The sequence below is a fragment of the Roseomonas acroporae genome (assembly GCF_023223525.1).
Taxonomy (GTDB): Bacteria; Pseudomonadota; Alphaproteobacteria; order Acetobacterales; family Acetobacteraceae; genus Roseomonas_E; species Roseomonas_E acroporae.
In genome coordinates, this window is the sequence record NZ_JALPRX010000156.1 from 1 (window position 1) to 15,951 (window position 15,951).

Sequence of the window (15,951 nt, forward strand, 5' to 3'; positions counted from 1 at the left end):
CGGCGGAGGGTCCAGGGAGGCGGCGCCTCCCTGGCGGGCGGGGTCCGGGGAGGGCAGCGCCCTCCCCGCGGTCAGCCCAGCGTGATGACCAGGTTGCGCATCGCGTCCACGGCGACGGCCGAGTCCGGCCCGACCACGCAGGTCGATTCCCGCTCCTCCACCAGCGCCGGGCCGGCGAATTCCGCGCCGACCGGCAGGGCGTAGCGATCGTACACCGCGCAGTCCCGCCAGCCATGGCCCTCGAACAGCACGCGGCGGCCGGGGCGGCGCGCCGCTTCCAGGCTGGTCGTGCCGCCGGCCGGCGCGCCGCCGAGGCGGATGTCGCTGCCCGGCGCGGCGCAGGCGAGACGCCAGCTCAGCGCCTCGATCGGGCTGTCCTCCATCACCCGGCCGAAGCGGGCGCGGTAGCTCTCGAAGAAGGCGGCGCGGATCGCCGGCAGGTCGGCCTCGGCGAGCGTCAGCCCCGGCAGCGGCACCGGGATCTCGAAGCCCTGGCCGACATGGCGCATCTCGGCGGTGGGGGTATAGGCGATGCGGTCGGGGTCGGCGCCGGCCTCGGTCAGCAGGGCGTGGCCGATGCCGCGCATCTCCTCGAACAGCGCGTTGACGCGGCCCCAGTCCAGCCGCTCCAGCCGGCCCACGTAACTCCGCACCATGTCGGTGGCCGGCGGCGCGACGAGGAAGCCGAGCGCCGAGGCCACGCCGGCGCCGAGCGGCACCACCACGCGGTCCATCTTCAGCAGCCGGGCGAGGTTGCAGGCATGCACCGGCCCGGCGCCGCCGAAGGCGATCAGCGTGTAGCGGCGCGGGTCCTTGCCCTTCTCGGCGAGGTGCATGCGGGTCGCGGCCGCCATGGTCTCGTCCACGATGCGCTGCACGCCGAGGGCGGCGTCCTCCGCCGCCATGCCGATCGCGGGCGAGATCCGCTCCGCGAAGGCGCGGCGCACGCGGTCCGGATCGAGCTTCATCTCGCCGCCGAGGAAGTAGGCGGGATCGAGCCGGCCCAGCACGAGGTCGGCGTCGGTCACCGCCGGCTGGGTGCCGCCGCGCCCGTAGCAGACGGGTCCCGGCACCGCGCCGGCCGAGCGCGGCCCGACCTTCATCAGCCCCGAGCCGGGATCGACATGGGCGAGGCTGCCGCCGCCCGCGCCGATCTCGATCATGTCCACCACCGAGACCTTCAGCGGCAGGCCGGAGCCCTTCTGGAAGCGGCGCACGCGCCCCGCCTCGAAGTCGAATTTGTGGTCCGGCGCGCCGTTCTCGACCAGGCACATCTTGGCCGTGGTGCCGCCCATGTCGAAGGAGACGACCTTGTCCAGCCCGGCGAGCTTGGCGAGGAAGGAGGCCGCCATGGCGCCGGCGGCCGGGCCGGATTCGATCAGGCGGATCGGGTAGGCCTTGGCCTCGCGCACCGTGGTGATGCCGCCGCCCGAGAGCATGACGTAGAGGTTGCCGCCGAAGCCGAGCGCCTTGAGCGAGCCCTCCAGCCTGTCGAGGTAGCGCTGCATCAGCGGCTGGACATAGGCGTTGGCGCAGGCGGTGCTGGTCCGCTCGAACTCGCGGATCTCCGGCGCCACCTCGGCCGAGAGGGAGAGCGGCAGGCCGGGGAACAGGGCCTGGATGATCTCCCCGGCGCGGCGCTCGTGCCGCGGCGCGTGGTAGCTGTGCATGAAGCCGACGGCCAGGGCCTCGCAGCCCTCCCGCTCCACCAGACGGCGCGCGGCGGCGGCGACGGCGGCCTCGTCGAGCGGCAGCAGCACCGCGCCGTTGGCGTCGATGCGCTCGGGCACCTCCAGCCGTCGGTGGCGCGGCACCAGGGTGGGCGGCGCCTCCAGGAACAGGTCGTAGAGGTCGTAGCGGGTCTCGCGGCCGATCTCGATGCTGTCGCGGAAGCCCTCCGTGGTCAGCAGCCCGACCCTGGCGCCGGTGCGCTCGATGATGGTGTTGGTGACCAGGGTGGTGCCGTGGACGACGCTGTGCAGCGCCTCGGGCCGCAGCCCGGTCTCCTCCAACAGCCGGACGATGCCGCTGATGATGGCCTCGCTCGGGTCGTGCGGCGTGGTCAGCAGCTTGCCGGTATGCACGAGGTCGCGCGCCGGATCGTGCAGCACGAGGTCGGTGAAGGTGCCGCCGACATCGACGCCGATCCGGGCGGTGGAGGGGTGGGCGGTGGGGGCCGTGCTCGCCATGGGTTCAGTCCTCCAGCCCGTAGTCGCGCCGCGCGGATTCCGCCGAGACGTAGCCGTCGCGCAGATCGGCCTTCACCGCCTCCCGGTCGCGCTGCCTCGGATCGCCGTAGCCGCCGCCGCCGGCATAGAGCAGCGTCACCCGTTGCCCCGGCTCGACGGTGGTGCGGGATTTCGGGTGCGGCTTCGTGCCGTCGGCGAAGCGGATCACGGAAGGCGCGCCGGGCAGGCCGCCCAGCACGCCGCCGGCCGGGTGCTGGTGCCGGTCCGACAGCAGCGAGAGCCGCGCCGGCCCGGGCGAGCGCAGCTCCAGCTCCACCTCCTGCCCCGGACCGCCGCGGAAGGTGCCGGGGCCGCCGCTGTCGGGGCGCAGCCGCTTCTTCCACACCACGATCGGCGCCACGCTCTCATAGGCCTCGATGGAGCCGGCGCCGACATTGGTCGGGAAGGCGGTGGTCGCCATGCCGTCCTTGTGCGGCGCGGCACCCATGCCGCCGGAGGCGAACAGCACCTGCGAGAACGGGTCGCCATCCGCCTTGCGGCCGCTGAACAGCGCCCGCATGGTCGGCGCGCCGCCGCAATCGGCGATCACCTTGTCCGGCATCACCGGCGCCAGCGCCTGGTAGATCGCGCCCGCCAGCAGGTGCCCGGTGAGCTGCCGCGCCGAGCAGGGCGCCGGGTAGACCGGGTTCAGGATCGACCGCTCCGGCGCCGCCACGGTGATGGCGCGGTAGGAGCCCTCGTTGCGCGGCGTGAAGGGGTCGAGCGCGCACTTCACCGGGTAGACGGAATAGGCGTGGGTGTAGTTCAGCACGCAATTGATGCCGCGGTCGATCTGCGGCGAGGTGCCGGCATAGTCGATGTGCATGGTGTCGCCCGCCACCGTCACGGCGCAGGCGATGCGGGTGACGTGCTCGTCGAAGCCGTCCGCCTCGACCACCGAATGGTAGGTGCCGTCCGGCACCTCGGCGATGGCGCGGCGCATGGCGCGGTCGGCGCGCTCGGCCAGGGCTTCCGAGAGGCCCTGCAGGTCCGGCAGGCCGGTATCCTCGAGGAATTCGGCGACGCGGCGCACCGCCACGTCGTTCGCCACCACCTGGGCCTCCAGGTCGCCGAGCGTCTGGCGCGGCACGCGGACATTGCCGGCGAGCAGCTCGGTCAGCCCCTCGTTCCACCGCCCCTCGCGCAGCAGCCGCGTCGGCAGGATGCGGATGCCCTCCTCGAACAGCTCCCGGCAATCGGCCGACCAGAGCGAGCCGCCGACATCCGGCGAGTGCGAGATGGAGCCGGCGAAGCCCACCAGCGCGCCGCGATGGAAGATCGGGCTGACCACGGTGAAGTCCGGCAGGTGGCCGGTGGCGAGCCAGGGATCGTTGGTCACCACCGCGTCGCCGGGCCGCCAGGTCCCGGCCGGGAACTTCTCCAGGAAGGCCTTGGTGGTCTTGGGCAGGATGCAGGAGAAGGAGGCGATGCCGCCGGTGTTCTCCGAGACGCTGTCGCCGTTGCGGTCCATCAGCACCGTGGCGAAGTCGTTGGACTCGCGGACGATGGTGGAGAAGGCGGTGCGCAGCAGGCCGGTCGCGGCCTCGTCGGCGATGGAGATCAGCCGGTTCCAGTAGATCTCCAGCGTGATCGGGTCGAATTGCGGCGGGGTTTCCGGCATGGGCGGGGCTCCCGGGAAAGGGGTGGTCGGCGTGGGGGAGGGGGTCAGCGCAGCCCGGCGCAGAAGCGGCCGATGCGCAGGCAGGCCTCGCGCAGCACCGCGTCGTCGGCGGCGTAGCTGAGGCGGAAATGGCCGGGGGCGAGGAAGGCGCTGCCGGGCACGGTGGCGACGCCCTCCTCGGCCAGCAGGGCGGTGACGAAGTCGGAATCCGTCCCGATCCGCGCGCCGCCGGCGCTGGTGCGCCCGAGGCAGCCGCGCAGGTCGGGAAAGACGTAGAAGGCGCCTTCCGGCATCGGGCAGCGCAGCCCGGGCGCCGCGTCGAGCAGCGGCACCACCATGTCGCGCCGGCGCTGGTAGGCCGCGCGCATCTGCGCCACGCAATCCTGCGGGCCGGAGAGGGCCGCCAGCGCCGCGGCCTGGCTGATGCTGCTCGGGTTGCTGGTGCTCTGGCCCTGGAGCTTGTCCATCGCCTTGACGAGCGGCACGGGCGCGCCGGCATAGCCGATGCGCCAGCCCGTCATCGCGTAGCTCTTGGAGCAGCCGTTCATCGTCACCGTGCGCTCGCGCAGGCGCGGCTCGGCCTGCAGCACGGTGGCGACGCGGAAGCCGTCATAGACCAGCTTGTCGTAGATGTCGTCGGTCAGCACCCAGACCTGCGGGTGGCGCAGCAGCACCTCGGTCAGCGGCCGCAGGTCCTCGGCGGAATAGGCGGTGCCGGTCGGGTTGCCCGGGTTGTTCAGGATCAGCCACTTCGTGCGCGGCGTGATCGCGGCCTCCAGTTGCTCGGCGCCGAGGCGGAAGCCCCGGTTCGGGCCGCATTCCACCGTCACCGGCACGCCGCCGGCGAGCTTGACGATGTCGGGGTAGCTGACCCAGGTGGGCGTCGGGATGATCGCCTCGTCGCCCTCGTCGATCGTCGCCAGCAGCGCGTTGAAGATCACCTGCTTGCCGCCGGTGGCGACGATGGTCTCCTCCGGCCGGTAGTCGAGCCCGCTGTCCTGCCGGAACCGCTCGGCGACGGCGCGGCGCAGCGCCGGGGTGCCGGCCGTGTCGGTGTAGCGCGTCTCGCCGGCCTCGATCGCGGCATGGGCGGCGTCGCGGATGTGGCGCGGCGTGTCGAAATCGGGCTCGCCGGAGGAGACGCGGAGGATGTCGCGCCCCTCCGCCGCCAGCCGCGCCGCCACCATGCGCATCGCCACGGTGGGCGAGGCGGAGATCCGGTCCAGACGCGCCGCCGTCAATGCCATGCCCGGATCCTCTTCGCTGCCGCAGCAGAGGCTAGGCGCCGGGGATTGATAGCGTCCAATATGGTTTCCGACCGATTTGATAGCGGGATCGAATGGAGCTTCGCCACCTCCGCGCCTTCGTCACCCTGGCCGAGGAGCTGCATTTCGGCCGCGCCGCCGGCCGGCTGGGCATCTCCCAGCCGCCGCTGAGCCAGCAGATCAAGGCGCTGGAGACGCAGCTCGGCGCCCGGCTGCTGGAGCGGACCAACCGGCACGTGGCGCTGACCGATGCCGGCCGGCTGTTCCTGCCCGAGGCGCACGCCACCCTGGCGCAGGCGGCGCGCGCGGCGCAGGTGGCGGCGCGGGCGCAGCGCGGCGAGCTCGGGGAGCTGCGCATCGGCATGTTCCCCTCGGCGCCGCTGACCGACGCGGTGGGGCGCTGCATCCTCGCCTTCCGCCGCCGCTTCCCCGAGGTGCAGCTCGTGCTCAACGAGTTCGAGAGCCGGCAGCAGACCGAGGCGCTGGCGCAGGGGCGCGAGCAGATCGCGATCATCCGCAGCCAGGGCGAGCCCTCCCTGCCGCCGGGCCTGGTCGCCACCGAGCTGTTCCGCGAGCCGCTGGTCGTCGCCCTGCGGATGGACCACCGGCTGGCCGCGGGCAGCGGCCCGCTGCCGGTCGCCGCGCTGGCCGAGGAGCCCTTCGTGTTCTACGGCGGCGCCATGGGGCAGACCCTGCCGGCCCAGGTCATGGCGCTGTGCCGGGCCGCCGGCTTCGTGCCGCGCATCAGCCAGCTCGCCAACGCCAACGCCACCATCATCGCGCTGGTCGCGGTCGGCCTCGGCATCGCCGTGGTGCCGGAGGCGATGGGCCGGTTGCGGCACGAGGCGGTGACCTGCCGCCCGCTCGATGCCGCCGACGCCACCACGCCGGTCTGGATCCTGCGCCGGCGGGGCGAGCGGTCCCCGCTCGTCGCCAGCTTCCTCGACCTGGCGCGTCAGGGCGCCGCGGCGGCCCCCTGACCGGGCCACCCCGGGCGCGCCGTGTCGCCTGCCTGCCACGAGCGGGGGGCGTCCGCGCCGTCACGACGCCCCGCTCTCACTGGAACGGCCACGGCAGCGGGTTCGGCGGCACCGCGAACCAGCCGAACAGGCGGTTGAGCACGAGGGCGAAGTCGTAGGGCAGCGCCGACCAGCGCGGCGTCCCGCCCCAGGCCCAGCTCCAGGGCGTCACCGCCCAGACCACGAACAGCCCTGCCGCCTCGGCCCGCGCGGTTCGCGCCAGGAAGGAACCGTCGAGCAGCCAGAAGACCGCGACCAGCGGGAAGGTCACGACCGCCAGCACACGGGTCTGGTCGCCCGCCAGCGGCAGGAGCAGCAGCAGCGCACCGAGCGGCAGGAAGAAGGGCAGCGACCGCCGCCCGAGATCGGCGTAACGCAGCGCCACCAGCCACCCCGGCCCGAGCACCGACCAGAGCACGACATGCGGGTGCAGGAGGAACTGGCGCAGGCATTCGCCGAGATGGGCGGCCAGCCAGTCCAGCCGCCCCGACCGCACCGCCACCCCGTTCCAGGCGAGGATGCCGTGCAGCCCCGCCTTGCCCAGCACCACGCCGGCCAGCAGGGCAAGGGCGGCGCGCGGCCCGCACAGCGTCGCGATGCCCTGGCGCCTCGCCAGCAGCGTGGCGGCGAGCAGGCCGGCGGCGGCGAGGCAGCCCTGCTCGAAATGCTGCATGCCCAGCGCGACGCCGACCAGCCCCACGGCCGGCGGCCGGCGCGCCAGGGCGAGGGCGGCGAGCAGCAGGAGCAGGGTCAGCCCGTCCGGGCCGATCCAGAACCAGGCGGTCGCCGAGACCGGCAGGGCGGCGAACAGGATCAGCGCGACACGCGCCTCGCGCGGCGGGAAGCGACGGAAGGCCAGCGCCACGAACAGCGCCGTGAAGGCCAGGCCGAAGGCGGCATGCAGGGCGAAGAAGAAGGTGGGGCGATGGAAGCGCAGCGTCCAGGCGAGGAACGGGCCCAGCCAGTTCCCGAGCAGGTAGTGGGACTCGGGATCGGGGAACGGGTTGGCGAAGGGGTTGCGGGCGACGAGCGCGCCGAGGTCGAGGTTCGGCATGAGCCACACCCCGGTGCGCAGCAGCATCACGCCGAACAGCAGCAGCAGGAACGAGGCGGGGCTGGTGTCGAAGAGCAGGGCCTCGACGCGGCGCAGGGCTTTCATCGCCGCCGGGCGGAGCGGGGGCGCCGCGCGACGTGCGGGGCGCTTTCCCGAGGGGCATGACGCCGCCCGGACCCCGCCACGCCGGCTTCTGGGCCAACCCCTGGGCCACCCCCTGGGCCGGCTCCTGGAAGGACCCGTGGCGAACCGCCGTCCCAACCGGACCGCGGTTCGCCGAGGGCGCGGCTTCCACCCGACCGCGTCGGGCGGAAGCCGCGCCAGCCAGTGCCTTCGTGCATCTTCCGGGGCGGCATGCCGGCATGCCCGGCGGGAAGGCGCTCCGGCGTCAGCCTGCCGGCTTGTCCTTGTCCGGGATGTTCACGAAGCCCTTGCCATCCGGCTTGCCGACCACGGCGGCCTGCTCGCCGGTCTCGTTGGCGTACATCTCGCCCGCCGTCGGGTCGGGCGCGGCCGGGTCGTGCTGGTCGCGCTTCGGGTCGTGCGGGCCGACCTTGGCGGGGCGGGCGGATTTCTCGTGGAAGTCGATGGCCATGGCAGCCTCCCGTCGGGGGTTCCCGGGCCTCAACGCCCGTCCCGCGCCCGGGATCGTCGCCACAGCCACGGTTCCGACGCGCCCTCTCCCGTCGGCCGCCCGCCCTCAGCCTGCCTCCGGCGCCTCCCAGCCGATCGCCCGGCGCAGGAAGGCGGCGCCGAGCGCCGCGAAGGCCGCCACCTCGGCATTGTCCTTGCCGAAGCCGTGGCCGCCGGCCTCGGGCTCGTGGAAGCGCGCGTCGTGGCCGAGCTCCTGCAGCTTCGCCGCCATCTTGCGGGCGTGGCCGGGATGCACCCGGTCGTCGCGCCGCGTGGTGGCCAGCAGGATCGGCGGATACGGCCGCCCCGCCCCGGCCAGATGGTAGGCCGAGACGTGCTGCAGGAACGCCCAGTCCTCCGGCTTCTCCGGGTCGCCGTACTCGGCGATCCAGCTCGCCCCCGCCAGCAGCCTCGTGTAGCGGCGCATGTCGATCAGCGGGATGGTGCAGAACAGCGCGCCGAAGCGCTCCGGGTAGCGCACCAGCATGTTGGCGATCAGCAGCCCGCCGTTCGAGCCGCCCTCGGCGGCGATGCGCCCCGGCCGGGTGACGCCGCGCTTCACCAGGTCGTCGGCCACCGCCGCGAAGTCGTCATGGCTGCGCGCCTTCAGCGCCAGCCGCCCGGCCTCGTGCCAGGCGGTGCCGAACTCGCCGCCGCCGCGGATGTTGGCCACCACCGCCGTGCCGCCGCGCTCCAGCCACAGCTTGCCGGTGCGCGTCATGTAGGTGGGCAGCGAGGAGACGCGGAAGCCGCCGTAGCCGGTCAGGTGCACCGGCGCCTCCCCGGTCGGGCCGCCTTCCGGCCCCACCTGGAAGTAGGGGATGCGCTCCCCGTCCACCGAGACCGCCTCGTGCCGCGTCACCGCGAGGCCGGCGGCGTGGAACAGCACGGGCGAGCGCTTCAGCAGCGCCGGCATGGGCAGGCCGGGCGGGGCGAGCAGCAGGCTCGGCGGCGTCACCGGGTCCTGCGCCTCGACCAGCAGCGTGCCGTCCGACTCCTCCGCCTCCGCGTCCAGCGGCCAGACGCTCACCACGCCGATGGTCGGCAGCCCGCCGATCGGTTCCGCCGTCCAGCCGCCATCGCCCGGCCGGTGCCGCGTGAACACCGGCCGCAGGTCGTCCAGCACCGAGAGCACCAGCGCGCCGTCGCACCAGAAGAAGCCCTGGATCGCCCGGCGCGGCCCGGGGACGAACAGCACGGTGAAGTCGCGCCCGCCGGCCAGGAAGTCGTCGAGGCGGATGCCGAGCACCGTGTCCGGTGCGTGGGTCCGGCCGCCCACCGTCCATTCGCCGCGCCGTCGCACCGCGAGCCAGCCGCGCTGCCAGGTGGCGCGCGCGTCGGTCGGCAGGTCGAGCAGGGTGGTCGGGCCGGACTCGTCGCCGAGCCGCACGCGCTGGTCGTAGAAGCCGAGCTGCTCGGCGAAGACCAGCCGGCCCGGCACCTCGCGGTCCACGCCGCCCCAGAGGCCCATCATCTCCGGCCCCACCTCGTGCAGCACGCGCGTCGCCAGCGGATCCTCGCCGCGCCGCCACAGCCGCACCGTGCGCGGGTAGCCGGAGGCCGTCGCCATGCCCTCGCCCAGCGCCGAGGAGAGCAGCAGCGTGTCGCGGTCGATCCAGTCCACGCCGCCCTTGGCCTCGGGCGCGGCGAAGCCGCCGGGCACGAAGGCCCGCGCCGCCAGGTCGTACTCCCGCAGCACCACCGCGTCGCCGCCGCCGCGCGAGAGGCGCAGCATGGCGCGGTCGTGCCGGCCGGGAAGCGTTGCCGCGCCCTGCCACACCCAGTCCGCGCCCTCGGCGGCCGACAGCGCGTCGAGATCGAGCAGCACCTCCCAGTCCGGGTCGTCGGTGCGGTAGGAGTCGAGCGTGGTGCGGCGCCACAGCCCGCGCGGCCGCGCCGCGTCCTTCCAGAAATTGTAGAGCAGACCGCCGCGCCGCGTGACGTAGGGAACCCGGTCCGGCTGGTCGAGCGCCGCCCGCAGCGCCTCGCGGTCCGCATCGAGGCGCGGCCCGGCGAAGGCGGCCAGCGTCGCCGCGTTCTGCCGCGCCACCCAGTCGAGCGCCCGCGCGCCCTCGATCTCCTCCAGCCAGAGGCGGGGATCGTCGTCGGGGCGCGCGAGGTCGGGCAGGCCGGATTCGTCGGGCATCATGGCCTCCTGTGTCGGCGCGGGGATGCTAGGCAAACCTCTGGAGGTTTGCGCATGGACGAATGGCTGAGCAGGCTTGCGCAGCCTGCCTTCGCCGACTTCCATCCGTGGCGCAGGCTGCGCAAGCCTGCTTAGGCAGAACCTTCCTGCCGGGACCCGGGGGGGTTAGCCCCGCCGGCCGCGCCCGTCGCCCGGACCCGGATGATTCGCCGTTTCGGCGCGCGGCCGCCCCAAAGTCCCGCGTGCGGTACCCGGCCCGCGCAGGTCGGGACCTGTGCGGGCCGGCATCAGTGGTACTGGAACTGCGACGGGTCCACGACCCCCGGCGCCGCGCCGCCGCCGATTCCGCCGCTGCCCGGCGCCGCCCCGGTCAGCGGCGCCGGCGGCGCGGCCGGCTGCTGCCCGTGGCGGGGCGGATAGACCGGGTAGGAGCGCGGATAGACGATCTCCGCCGGCGGCCCGGGCGCCCGCACCGGCCCGACCTTGCCGCAGCCGGCCAGGCCCAGGGACAGCCCCAGCGGCAGGCCGAGCGCCAGCAGGGCCAGCCGCGGGCGGGAGGCGCGGCTCACGCCAGCCTTTCCTGCCACTCGGCCGCCATCCGGCGCACGTTGTCCGGCGCCGTGCCGCCATAGGAGGTGCGCGAGGCGACGGAGGCCTCGACCGTCAGCACCCCGAACACGCCTTCCGTGATGCGCGGCTCCACCGTCCGCATCTCGTCGAGCGACAGCGCGGCGAGGTCCACCCCCTTCGCCTCGGCCATCGCCACCAGCCGGCCGGTGACGTGGTGGGCGTCGCGGAAGGGCAGGCGCAGCTCGCGCACCAGCCAGTCGGCGAGGTCGGTGGCGGTGGAGAAGCCGGCGCCGGCGGCCGCCTTCATGCGCTCGGCGTCCGGCCGCAGGTCGCGCACCATGCCGGCGGTCGCGGCGAGGCCGAGGGCCAGGTTCTCAGCCGCGTCGAACACGCCTTCCTTGTCCTCCTGCATGTCCTTCGCATAGGTCAGGGCGAGGCCCTTCATCACCGTCAGCAGCCCGATCAGGTCGCCGTTGATGCGCCCGGTCTTGGCGCGCACCAGTTCCGCCGCGTCCGGGTTGCGCTTCTGCGGCATGATCGAGGAGCCGGTGGTGAAGGCGTCCGAGAGGCGCACGAAGCCGAAGAAGGGGCTGGTCCAGATCGTCACCTCCTCGGCGAAGCGGGAGAGGTGCGTGGCGCAGATCGCGCAGGCGGCGAGGAATTCCAGCGCGAAGTCGCGGCTGGCGACCGAGTCCAGGCTGTTGCGGGTGGGGCCGTCGAAACCCAGCGCCGCCGCCGTCATGTGCCGGTCGATCGGGAAGCCGGTGCCGCACAGCGCGGCCGCGCCGAGCGGGCTCTCGTTCAGGCGGCGGCGGCAATCGGCGAGGCGGCCGCGGTCGCGCGAGAGCATCTCGACATAGGCCAGCAGGTGGTGGCCGAGGGTGGTGGGCTGCGCCGGCTGGAGATGGGTGAAGCCCGGCATCACCGTGCCGGCATGCTCGGCGGCGCGGTCCGCCAGCGCCCGCATGCAGTCGGCGAGCTGGGCGTCGAGCCCGTCGATCGCGTCGCGCACCCAGAGGCGGATGTCGGTCGCCACCTGGTCGTTGCGCGAGCGCGCCGTGTGCAGGCGCTTGCCGGCCTCGCCGATCGCCTCGGTCAGCCGCGCCTCCACGTTCATGTGGATGTCCTCCAGCGCGTCCGAGAACTCGAAATCGCCGGTCTCGATGCGGGCGCCGATGGCCGCCAGCCCCTCGCGGATCGCCTTCTCCTCCGCGTCCGAGAGGATGCCCACATGGCGCAGCATGGCGGCGTGGGCGAGGCTGCCCCTGATGTCCTGCCGCCACAGCTTGCGGTCGAAGCCGATCGAGGCGTTGATGGCGCCCATGATGGCGGACGGACCGGCCGCGAAGCGCCCGCCCCATTGCTGGTTCGCGGTGGGCTGGTTGGCCGTGGCCTGGCTGGCGGCCGGCTGGCCGGCGGCGGAAGCGGGGGCGGCCGGGTCGTTCGGGATGCTGGACAAGGAGAAACCTGTGCTGCGATGCGCGCGCCGGGACTTTCTGGGCCTCGCGGCCCTGGCGGCCAAGGGGGGCGTCCTGGCCGGGACCCTAGCCGCCGCGCTTCCGGCCCGGCAAGGCCGCGCGGCCGGGCTGGCGGAGGCGCTGGCGGCACCCTCGCGCGAAGGCACGCCGCTCCGGCCGGCCGCCGGGCTGCTCGGGCCGCACGGCGCCGAGGCGGTGCCGCCCTTCGCCCCCTTGGACGTGTCGCTGGCCGAGACGCTGGGGCAACTGGTCGAATCGCCGCCGACGCCGCTGCCGGAATTCGGCTTCACCGATGCCGAGGGCACGCCGCGCACCGTGGCCGACTTCGCCGGCAAGGCGCTGGTGATCAACCTCTGGGCGACCTGGTGCGCGCCCTGCGTGGCCGAGATGCCCTCGCTCGACCGGATGCAGGCGGCGCTGGCGGGGGAGGGGGTGGCGGTGCTGCCGCTCTCCTCGGACCGTGGCGGCCGGCCGGTGGTGGAGGCCTTCTACCGCCAGCGCGGGGTGAGCCATCTCGGCGTGTGGCTGGACCCGCGCGGCGCGGCGATGCGGGCGCTGGGGGCGCGGGGGCTGCCCACGAGCATCCTGGTGGACCGGCAGGGGCGGGAGCGGGCGCGGCTGCTCGGGGACGCGGCCTGGGACTCGCCGGCGCTGCTGGCGGCGGTGCGGGCACTGGCGCGGGAGGAGGCGACGCCGCCGGCGTGACGGGCGGCGGGCGTGGGGGCATCGGGGCGCTGCCCCGAACCCCGGCAGGGAGGCGCTGCCTCCCTGCACCCTCCGCCAAGGGGCGAAGCCCCCTTGGATCCCCCGTTTCGGGAAGGACTGCCGGGGCGTTCCAGGCCCCCGGAACCAAAACGAGGAGAGGTGCGGGAGGGCCTCGCCCTCCTGCCGGATGGGGTCCGGGGAAGGCGGAGCCTTCCCTGGCCGGAGGGGTGCGGGGAGGGCGGAGCCCTCCCCGACGATAGGCACGGGGTACGGGGAGGGCGGAGCCCTCCTCGCAGGGAGGCGGGCATGAGCGAGAGCAGGTTGCGCGAGGAGATGGCGCGGCTGGCGAAGTCGCTGTTCGACCGGGGCTTCTCGGTCGGCTCGGCGGGCAACATCAGCGCGGCGGTGGCGGACGGGCTGCTGATCACGCCCACCAATTCGTGCCTCGGCTTCCTCGACCCGGCGAGGATCAGCAAGCTCGACCGGGACGGCAACCACGTCGCCGGCGACCCGCCCTCCAAGGAGGCGCCGCTGCACCGCGCCTTCTACGACACCCGTCCCGGCACCGGCGCGGTGGTGCACCTGCACTCCACCTACGCCACCGCCCTGTCCTGCATGGCCGAGACCGATCCCGCGGACTGCGTGCCGCCGCTGACGCCCTACGTGGTGATGCGGGTCGGGCGGGTGCCGCTGGTGCCCTACTTCCGCCCCGGCGACCCGCGCGGCGGCGAGCTGATCCGGGCGCTGGAGGGGCGGCACGCGGCGGTGCTGCTGGCCAACCACGGGCCGGTGGTCAGCGGTAGGGAGCTGGCCGCCACGGTCTATGCCGCCGAGGAGCTGGAGGAGACGGCGAGGCTGCTCGTCATCCTGCGCGGCGTGCCGGTGCGGATGCTGGACGCGGCGGCGGTGGCCGAGCTGCGCCAGGCCTTCGGTTGAGCCGGCGGCAGCGTCGCGCGGTGCCGCCCGGGTTGCCGAACCGTGGCCGCGCGTCGCGCCGCCGCGGCAGGATGGCCGTCGGGGCGGCATGCGGCGCGGCCGGGATCGCATCCGGCTGCCGGCCATCGTTTCCGGCGTGGCTTCGCGCCGGCGGGCATTCCCGCCCGCCGGCGATCCGGTCCGGGAGGAGCTCCGCATGACGCTCGACCTGCGCGACCCGGGCCTCGAACCGCGCGCCGTCGTCGCGGCGCTGGGGCTGCGGCCGCATCCCGAGGGCGGCCATTACCGCGAGATCTGGCGCGATGCCCCGGCGCCGGGCGGGCGGGGCGCCGGCACCGCCATCTACTACCTGCTGGCCGAGGGCGAAGCCTCGCACTGGCACCGGGTGGATGCGGTGGAAGCCTGGCACTGGTACGGCGGCGCGCCGCTGGCGCTCTCGCTGTCGCCGGATGGCCGGGAGGTGGCCGCGCATCGCCTGGGTCCGGCCCTGTCGGCCGGGGAGGCGCCCTTCGCGATCGTGCCGGCCGGCTGCTGGCAGGCCGCGCGCACGCTCGGGCGCTGGACGCTGGTCGGCTGCACCGTCTGCCCGGCCTTCGACTTCGCCGGCTTCGAGATGGCGCCACCCGGCTGGCAGCCCGGCACCGGGCCCCGCTAAGCCGGGGACACGCGCCCGACGGCGCTTTCCCGATCCCGCCGCCCGCGACCGGGGCAGGGGGGCGAACCATGCGATCCGGGACCTCTACCTCACCACCGAGGGCCAGAGCTGCCAGGCACGCACCAGCGCCGACACGGTCAGCGCCACCAGCACCGCCTTCCAGCCGTGGCGGGCGAACCATTGCTCGAATCGGCGCATCGCGGCTCCGGCAGAGGGACGGATGCCGGAGATGGGTCGCCGGAGGACGGATCGCCAGGGCGGCCATGCGCCCCGGCGTCCGCCCCGCCCGGCGTCACTGCCGCTCGATTCCCGCCCGCGACGCGACCTCGGACCACTTCGCCACCTCGGCGGCGACGAATTCCTGCGCCTCGCCCGGCCCGTTGCCGACCACCGTGGCCCCGAAGCCGGCGAAGCGCTCGCGCACCGCGGGCTCGCGCAGCTGCGCCGCCGTGTCGGCGGCGATGCGCGCCGCGACCGGGACCGGCAGCCCGGCGGGCGCGATCAGCGCGCCCCAGGTCGCCGCCTCGAAGCCCGGGAAGCCCGCCTCCGCCATGGTCGGCACGTCGGGCAGCGGCGCCACGCGCTGCGCCGAGGTCACCGCCAGCGCCTTCAGCTTGCCGCCCTGCACATGGCCGAGCACGGAGGGAAGCGGGTCGAACATGATGCCGACGCGCCCGGCCATCAGGTCGGGGTGCGCCGCGGTGCTGCCGCGATAGGGGACATGCGTCAGCTCCACCCCGGCGCGGGCGGCGAACATCTCGGCGGCCAGGTGCACGGCGCCGCCGGTGCCGGCGAAGCCGATGCCGCCCCGGCGCTTCGCCAGCGCCGCCAGTTCCTGCGGCGTGTTCGCGGGGAAGTCGGGGGCGGCCACCAGCACCAGCGGCACGCTGTAGATCACGCTGAGCGTGGCGAGGTCGCGCAGCGTGTCGAAGGGCGTGCGGTAGAGCGCCACGTTCACGGCGTGGTTCACCGAGACCATGCCCAGCGTGTGCCCGTCGGGCGCCGCCTTGGCCACGGCCTCGGTGCCGATGATGCCGTTGGCGCCGGCGCGGTTCTCCACCACCACCGGCTGGCCCCAGACGGGCGAGAGCCGCTCGCCCAGGAGGCGCGCGGCGATGTCGGCCGAGCCGCCCGGCGTGTAGGGCACGACGATGCGCACCGAGCGGTTCGGGAAGCCCGCCTCGCCGCCCGTCTGGGCCAGGGCGCGGCCGGCGAGCAGCAGCATCGGCATGGCGAGCGCGGCACGGCGCGTCGGCGCCGGCGGGGTCGGGCTGGGGTGACTGTCGGACATTCCTTCCTCACCTGCTGTTCTTTCTCGTGGCCTAAGCAAACCTCTGGAGGTTTGCGCATGGACGAATGGCTGAGCAGGCTTGCGCAGCCTGCCTTCGCCGACTTCCATCCGTGGCGCAGGCTGCGCAAGCCTGCCTGGAGCGGATCGCCGTCGGGCGGACACGCCCGGCGGCGAATCCGCACCGAGAACAACGAGCTACGGCGAACCGCAGTCCCAACCGGACTGCGGTTCGCCGTGGCCGGCGGCACACGCGCCCAGGCGAGGGTCGCCCGCCGGCCCGGCGCGCGGGTCCGGGGGGTGATCCGGGACGATTCCGCCACGCTCCCGGCCCCCGTGGCCGCCGCGGCCGG

The 15,951-nt window shown here is 74.5% G+C and carries 14 protein-coding genes; 5 read left to right on the forward strand and 9 right to left on the reverse strand.

Features of this window, described 5'->3' with window-relative positions; translation table 11 throughout:
- Positions 1 to 71: 71 nt before the first annotated feature.
- From M0638_RS26470 to M0638_RS26480, 3 genes are read right to left on the reverse strand one after another with little or no spacing between them, the layout of a single operon-like run.
- On the reverse strand, positions 72 to 2,189 hold the full coding sequence (locus M0638_RS26470) for a hydantoinase/oxoprolinase family protein (RefSeq protein WP_248669953.1): 2,118 nt from the start codon (positions 2,187 to 2,189) through the stop codon (positions 72 to 74).
- Between the two features lie 4 nt (positions 2,190 to 2,193).
- Positions 2,194 to 3,849, reverse strand: a complete 1,656-nt coding sequence (locus M0638_RS26475; protein ID WP_248669954.1) for a hydantoinase B/oxoprolinase family protein — start codon at positions 3,847 to 3,849, stop codon at positions 2,194 to 2,196.
- A gap of 44 nt (positions 3,850 to 3,893) precedes the next feature.
- A complete protein-coding gene (locus M0638_RS26480) occupies positions 3,894 to 5,096 on the reverse strand; it encodes a pyridoxal phosphate-dependent aminotransferase (RefSeq protein WP_248669955.1) in 1,203 nt (400 codons plus the stop codon).
- A 92-nt stretch (positions 5,097 to 5,188) separates the two neighbouring features.
- On the opposite strand from M0638_RS26480, the gene M0638_RS26485 reads away from it, so the two are divergent.
- Positions 5,189 to 6,094 carry a LysR family transcriptional regulator gene (locus tag M0638_RS26485; protein WP_248669956.1) on the forward strand — a complete coding sequence of 302 codons (906 nt, stop codon included), beginning with the start codon at positions 5,189 to 5,191 and terminating at the stop codon, positions 6,092 to 6,094.
- A 76-nt stretch (positions 6,095 to 6,170) separates the two neighbouring features.
- Here M0638_RS26485 and M0638_RS26490 read toward each other — a convergent pair whose 3' ends face one another.
- The 5 genes from M0638_RS26490 to argH all read right to left on the reverse strand — a co-directional run bounded on the left by M0638_RS26490 (position 6,171) and on the right by argH (position 11,860).
- The gene (locus M0638_RS26490; RefSeq protein WP_248669957.1) at positions 6,171 to 7,292 is read right to left on the reverse strand and encodes a hypothetical protein; all 1,122 of its coding nucleotides are present in this window, start codon (positions 7,290 to 7,292) and stop codon (positions 6,171 to 6,173) included.
- A gap of 283 nt (positions 7,293 to 7,575) precedes the next feature.
- Entirely contained in the window at positions 7,576 to 7,782 is a 207-nt protein-coding gene (locus tag M0638_RS26495) for a hypothetical protein (RefSeq protein WP_248669958.1), read from the reverse strand.
- Between the two features lie 105 nt (positions 7,783 to 7,887).
- The gene (locus M0638_RS26500) at positions 7,888 to 9,966 is read right to left on the reverse strand and encodes a prolyl oligopeptidase family serine peptidase (protein WP_248669959.1); all 2,079 of its coding nucleotides are present in this window, start codon (positions 9,964 to 9,966) and stop codon (positions 7,888 to 7,890) included.
- Positions 9,967 to 10,253: 287 nt separating this feature from the next.
- Positions 10,254 to 10,535 (reverse strand): hypothetical protein, encoded by a 282-nt coding sequence (locus M0638_RS26505; protein WP_248669966.1) that lies wholly within the window; start codon positions 10,533 to 10,535, stop codon positions 10,254 to 10,256.
- The gene (gene argH / locus M0638_RS26510; RefSeq protein WP_248669965.1) at positions 10,532 to 11,860 is read right to left on the reverse strand and encodes an argininosuccinate lyase; all 1,329 of its coding nucleotides are present in this window, start codon (positions 11,858 to 11,860) and stop codon (positions 10,532 to 10,534) included. Before argH ends, M0638_RS26505 begins: the two co-directional genes overlap by 4 nt.
- A 145-nt stretch (positions 11,861 to 12,005) precedes the next feature.
- On the opposite strand from argH, the gene M0638_RS26515 reads away from it, so the two are divergent.
- From M0638_RS26515 to M0638_RS26525, 3 genes are all read left to right on the forward strand, one after another.
- Positions 12,006 to 12,719 (forward strand): TlpA disulfide reductase family protein, encoded by a 714-nt coding sequence (locus tag M0638_RS26515; RefSeq protein WP_248669960.1) that lies wholly within the window; start codon positions 12,006 to 12,008, stop codon positions 12,717 to 12,719.
- 306 nt (positions 12,720 to 13,025) lie between these two features.
- A complete protein-coding gene (gene otnC / locus M0638_RS26520; RefSeq protein ID WP_248669961.1) occupies positions 13,026 to 13,655 on the forward strand; it encodes a 3-oxo-tetronate 4-phosphate decarboxylase in 630 nt (209 codons plus the stop codon).
- Between the two features lie 196 nt (positions 13,656 to 13,851).
- Positions 13,852 to 14,310, forward strand: a complete 459-nt coding sequence (locus M0638_RS26525) for a cupin domain-containing protein (RefSeq protein WP_248669962.1) — start codon at positions 13,852 to 13,854, stop codon at positions 14,308 to 14,310.
- A gap of 292 nt (positions 14,311 to 14,602) precedes the next feature.
- Here the strand turns inward: M0638_RS26525 and M0638_RS26530 are convergent, their stop codons facing one another.
- On the reverse strand, positions 14,603 to 15,601 hold the full coding sequence (locus M0638_RS26530) for a tripartite tricarboxylate transporter substrate binding protein (protein WP_248669963.1): 999 nt from the start codon (positions 15,599 to 15,601) through the stop codon (positions 14,603 to 14,605).
- A 57-nt stretch (positions 15,602 to 15,658) separates the two neighbouring features.
- Here M0638_RS26530 and M0638_RS26535 point away from each other — a divergent pair.
- Positions 15,659 to 15,951, forward strand: a 293-nt coding sequence (locus M0638_RS26535; protein ID WP_248669964.1) for a hypothetical protein, incomplete at its 3' end; no start/stop codon positions are given.

Bases quoted from the DNA above. Each gene is read 5' to 3' on its own strand.
- M0638_RS26490 (WP_248669957.1), bottom strand. From the start codon at position 7,292: ATGAAAGCCCTGCGCCGCGTCGAGGCCCTGCTCTTCGACACCAGCCCC.
- M0638_RS26480 (WP_248669955.1), bottom strand. From the start codon at position 5,096: ATGGCATTGACGGCGGCGCGTCTGGACCGGATCTCCGCCTCGCCCACC.
- otnC (WP_248669961.1), top strand. From the start codon at position 13,026: ATGAGCGAGAGCAGGTTGCGCGAGGAGATGGCGCGGCTGGCGAAGTCG.
- M0638_RS26470 (WP_248669953.1), bottom strand. From the start codon at position 2,189: ATGGCGAGCACGGCCCCCACCGCCCACCCCTCCACCGCCCGGATCGGC.
- M0638_RS26530 (WP_248669963.1), bottom strand. From the start codon at position 15,601: ATGTCCGACAGTCACCCCAGCCCGACCCCGCCGGCGCCGACGCGCCGT.
- M0638_RS26495 (WP_248669958.1), bottom strand. From the start codon at position 7,782: ATGGCCATCGACTTCCACGAGAAATCCGCCCGCCCCGCCAAGGTCGGC.
- M0638_RS26500 (WP_248669959.1), bottom strand. From the start codon at position 9,966: ATGCCCGACGAATCCGGCCTGCCCGACCTCGCGCGCCCCGACGACGAT.
- M0638_RS26485 (WP_248669956.1), top strand. From the start codon at position 5,189: ATGGAGCTTCGCCACCTCCGCGCCTTCGTCACCCTGGCCGAGGAGCTG.
- M0638_RS26475 (WP_248669954.1), bottom strand. From the start codon at position 3,849: ATGCCGGAAACCCCGCCGCAATTCGACCCGATCACGCTGGAGATCTAC.
- argH (WP_248669965.1), bottom strand. From the start codon at position 11,860: ATGGGCGCCATCAACGCCTCGATCGGCTTCGACCGCAAGCTGTGGCGG.
- M0638_RS26525 (WP_248669962.1), top strand. From the start codon at position 13,852: ATGACGCTCGACCTGCGCGACCCGGGCCTCGAACCGCGCGCCGTCGTC.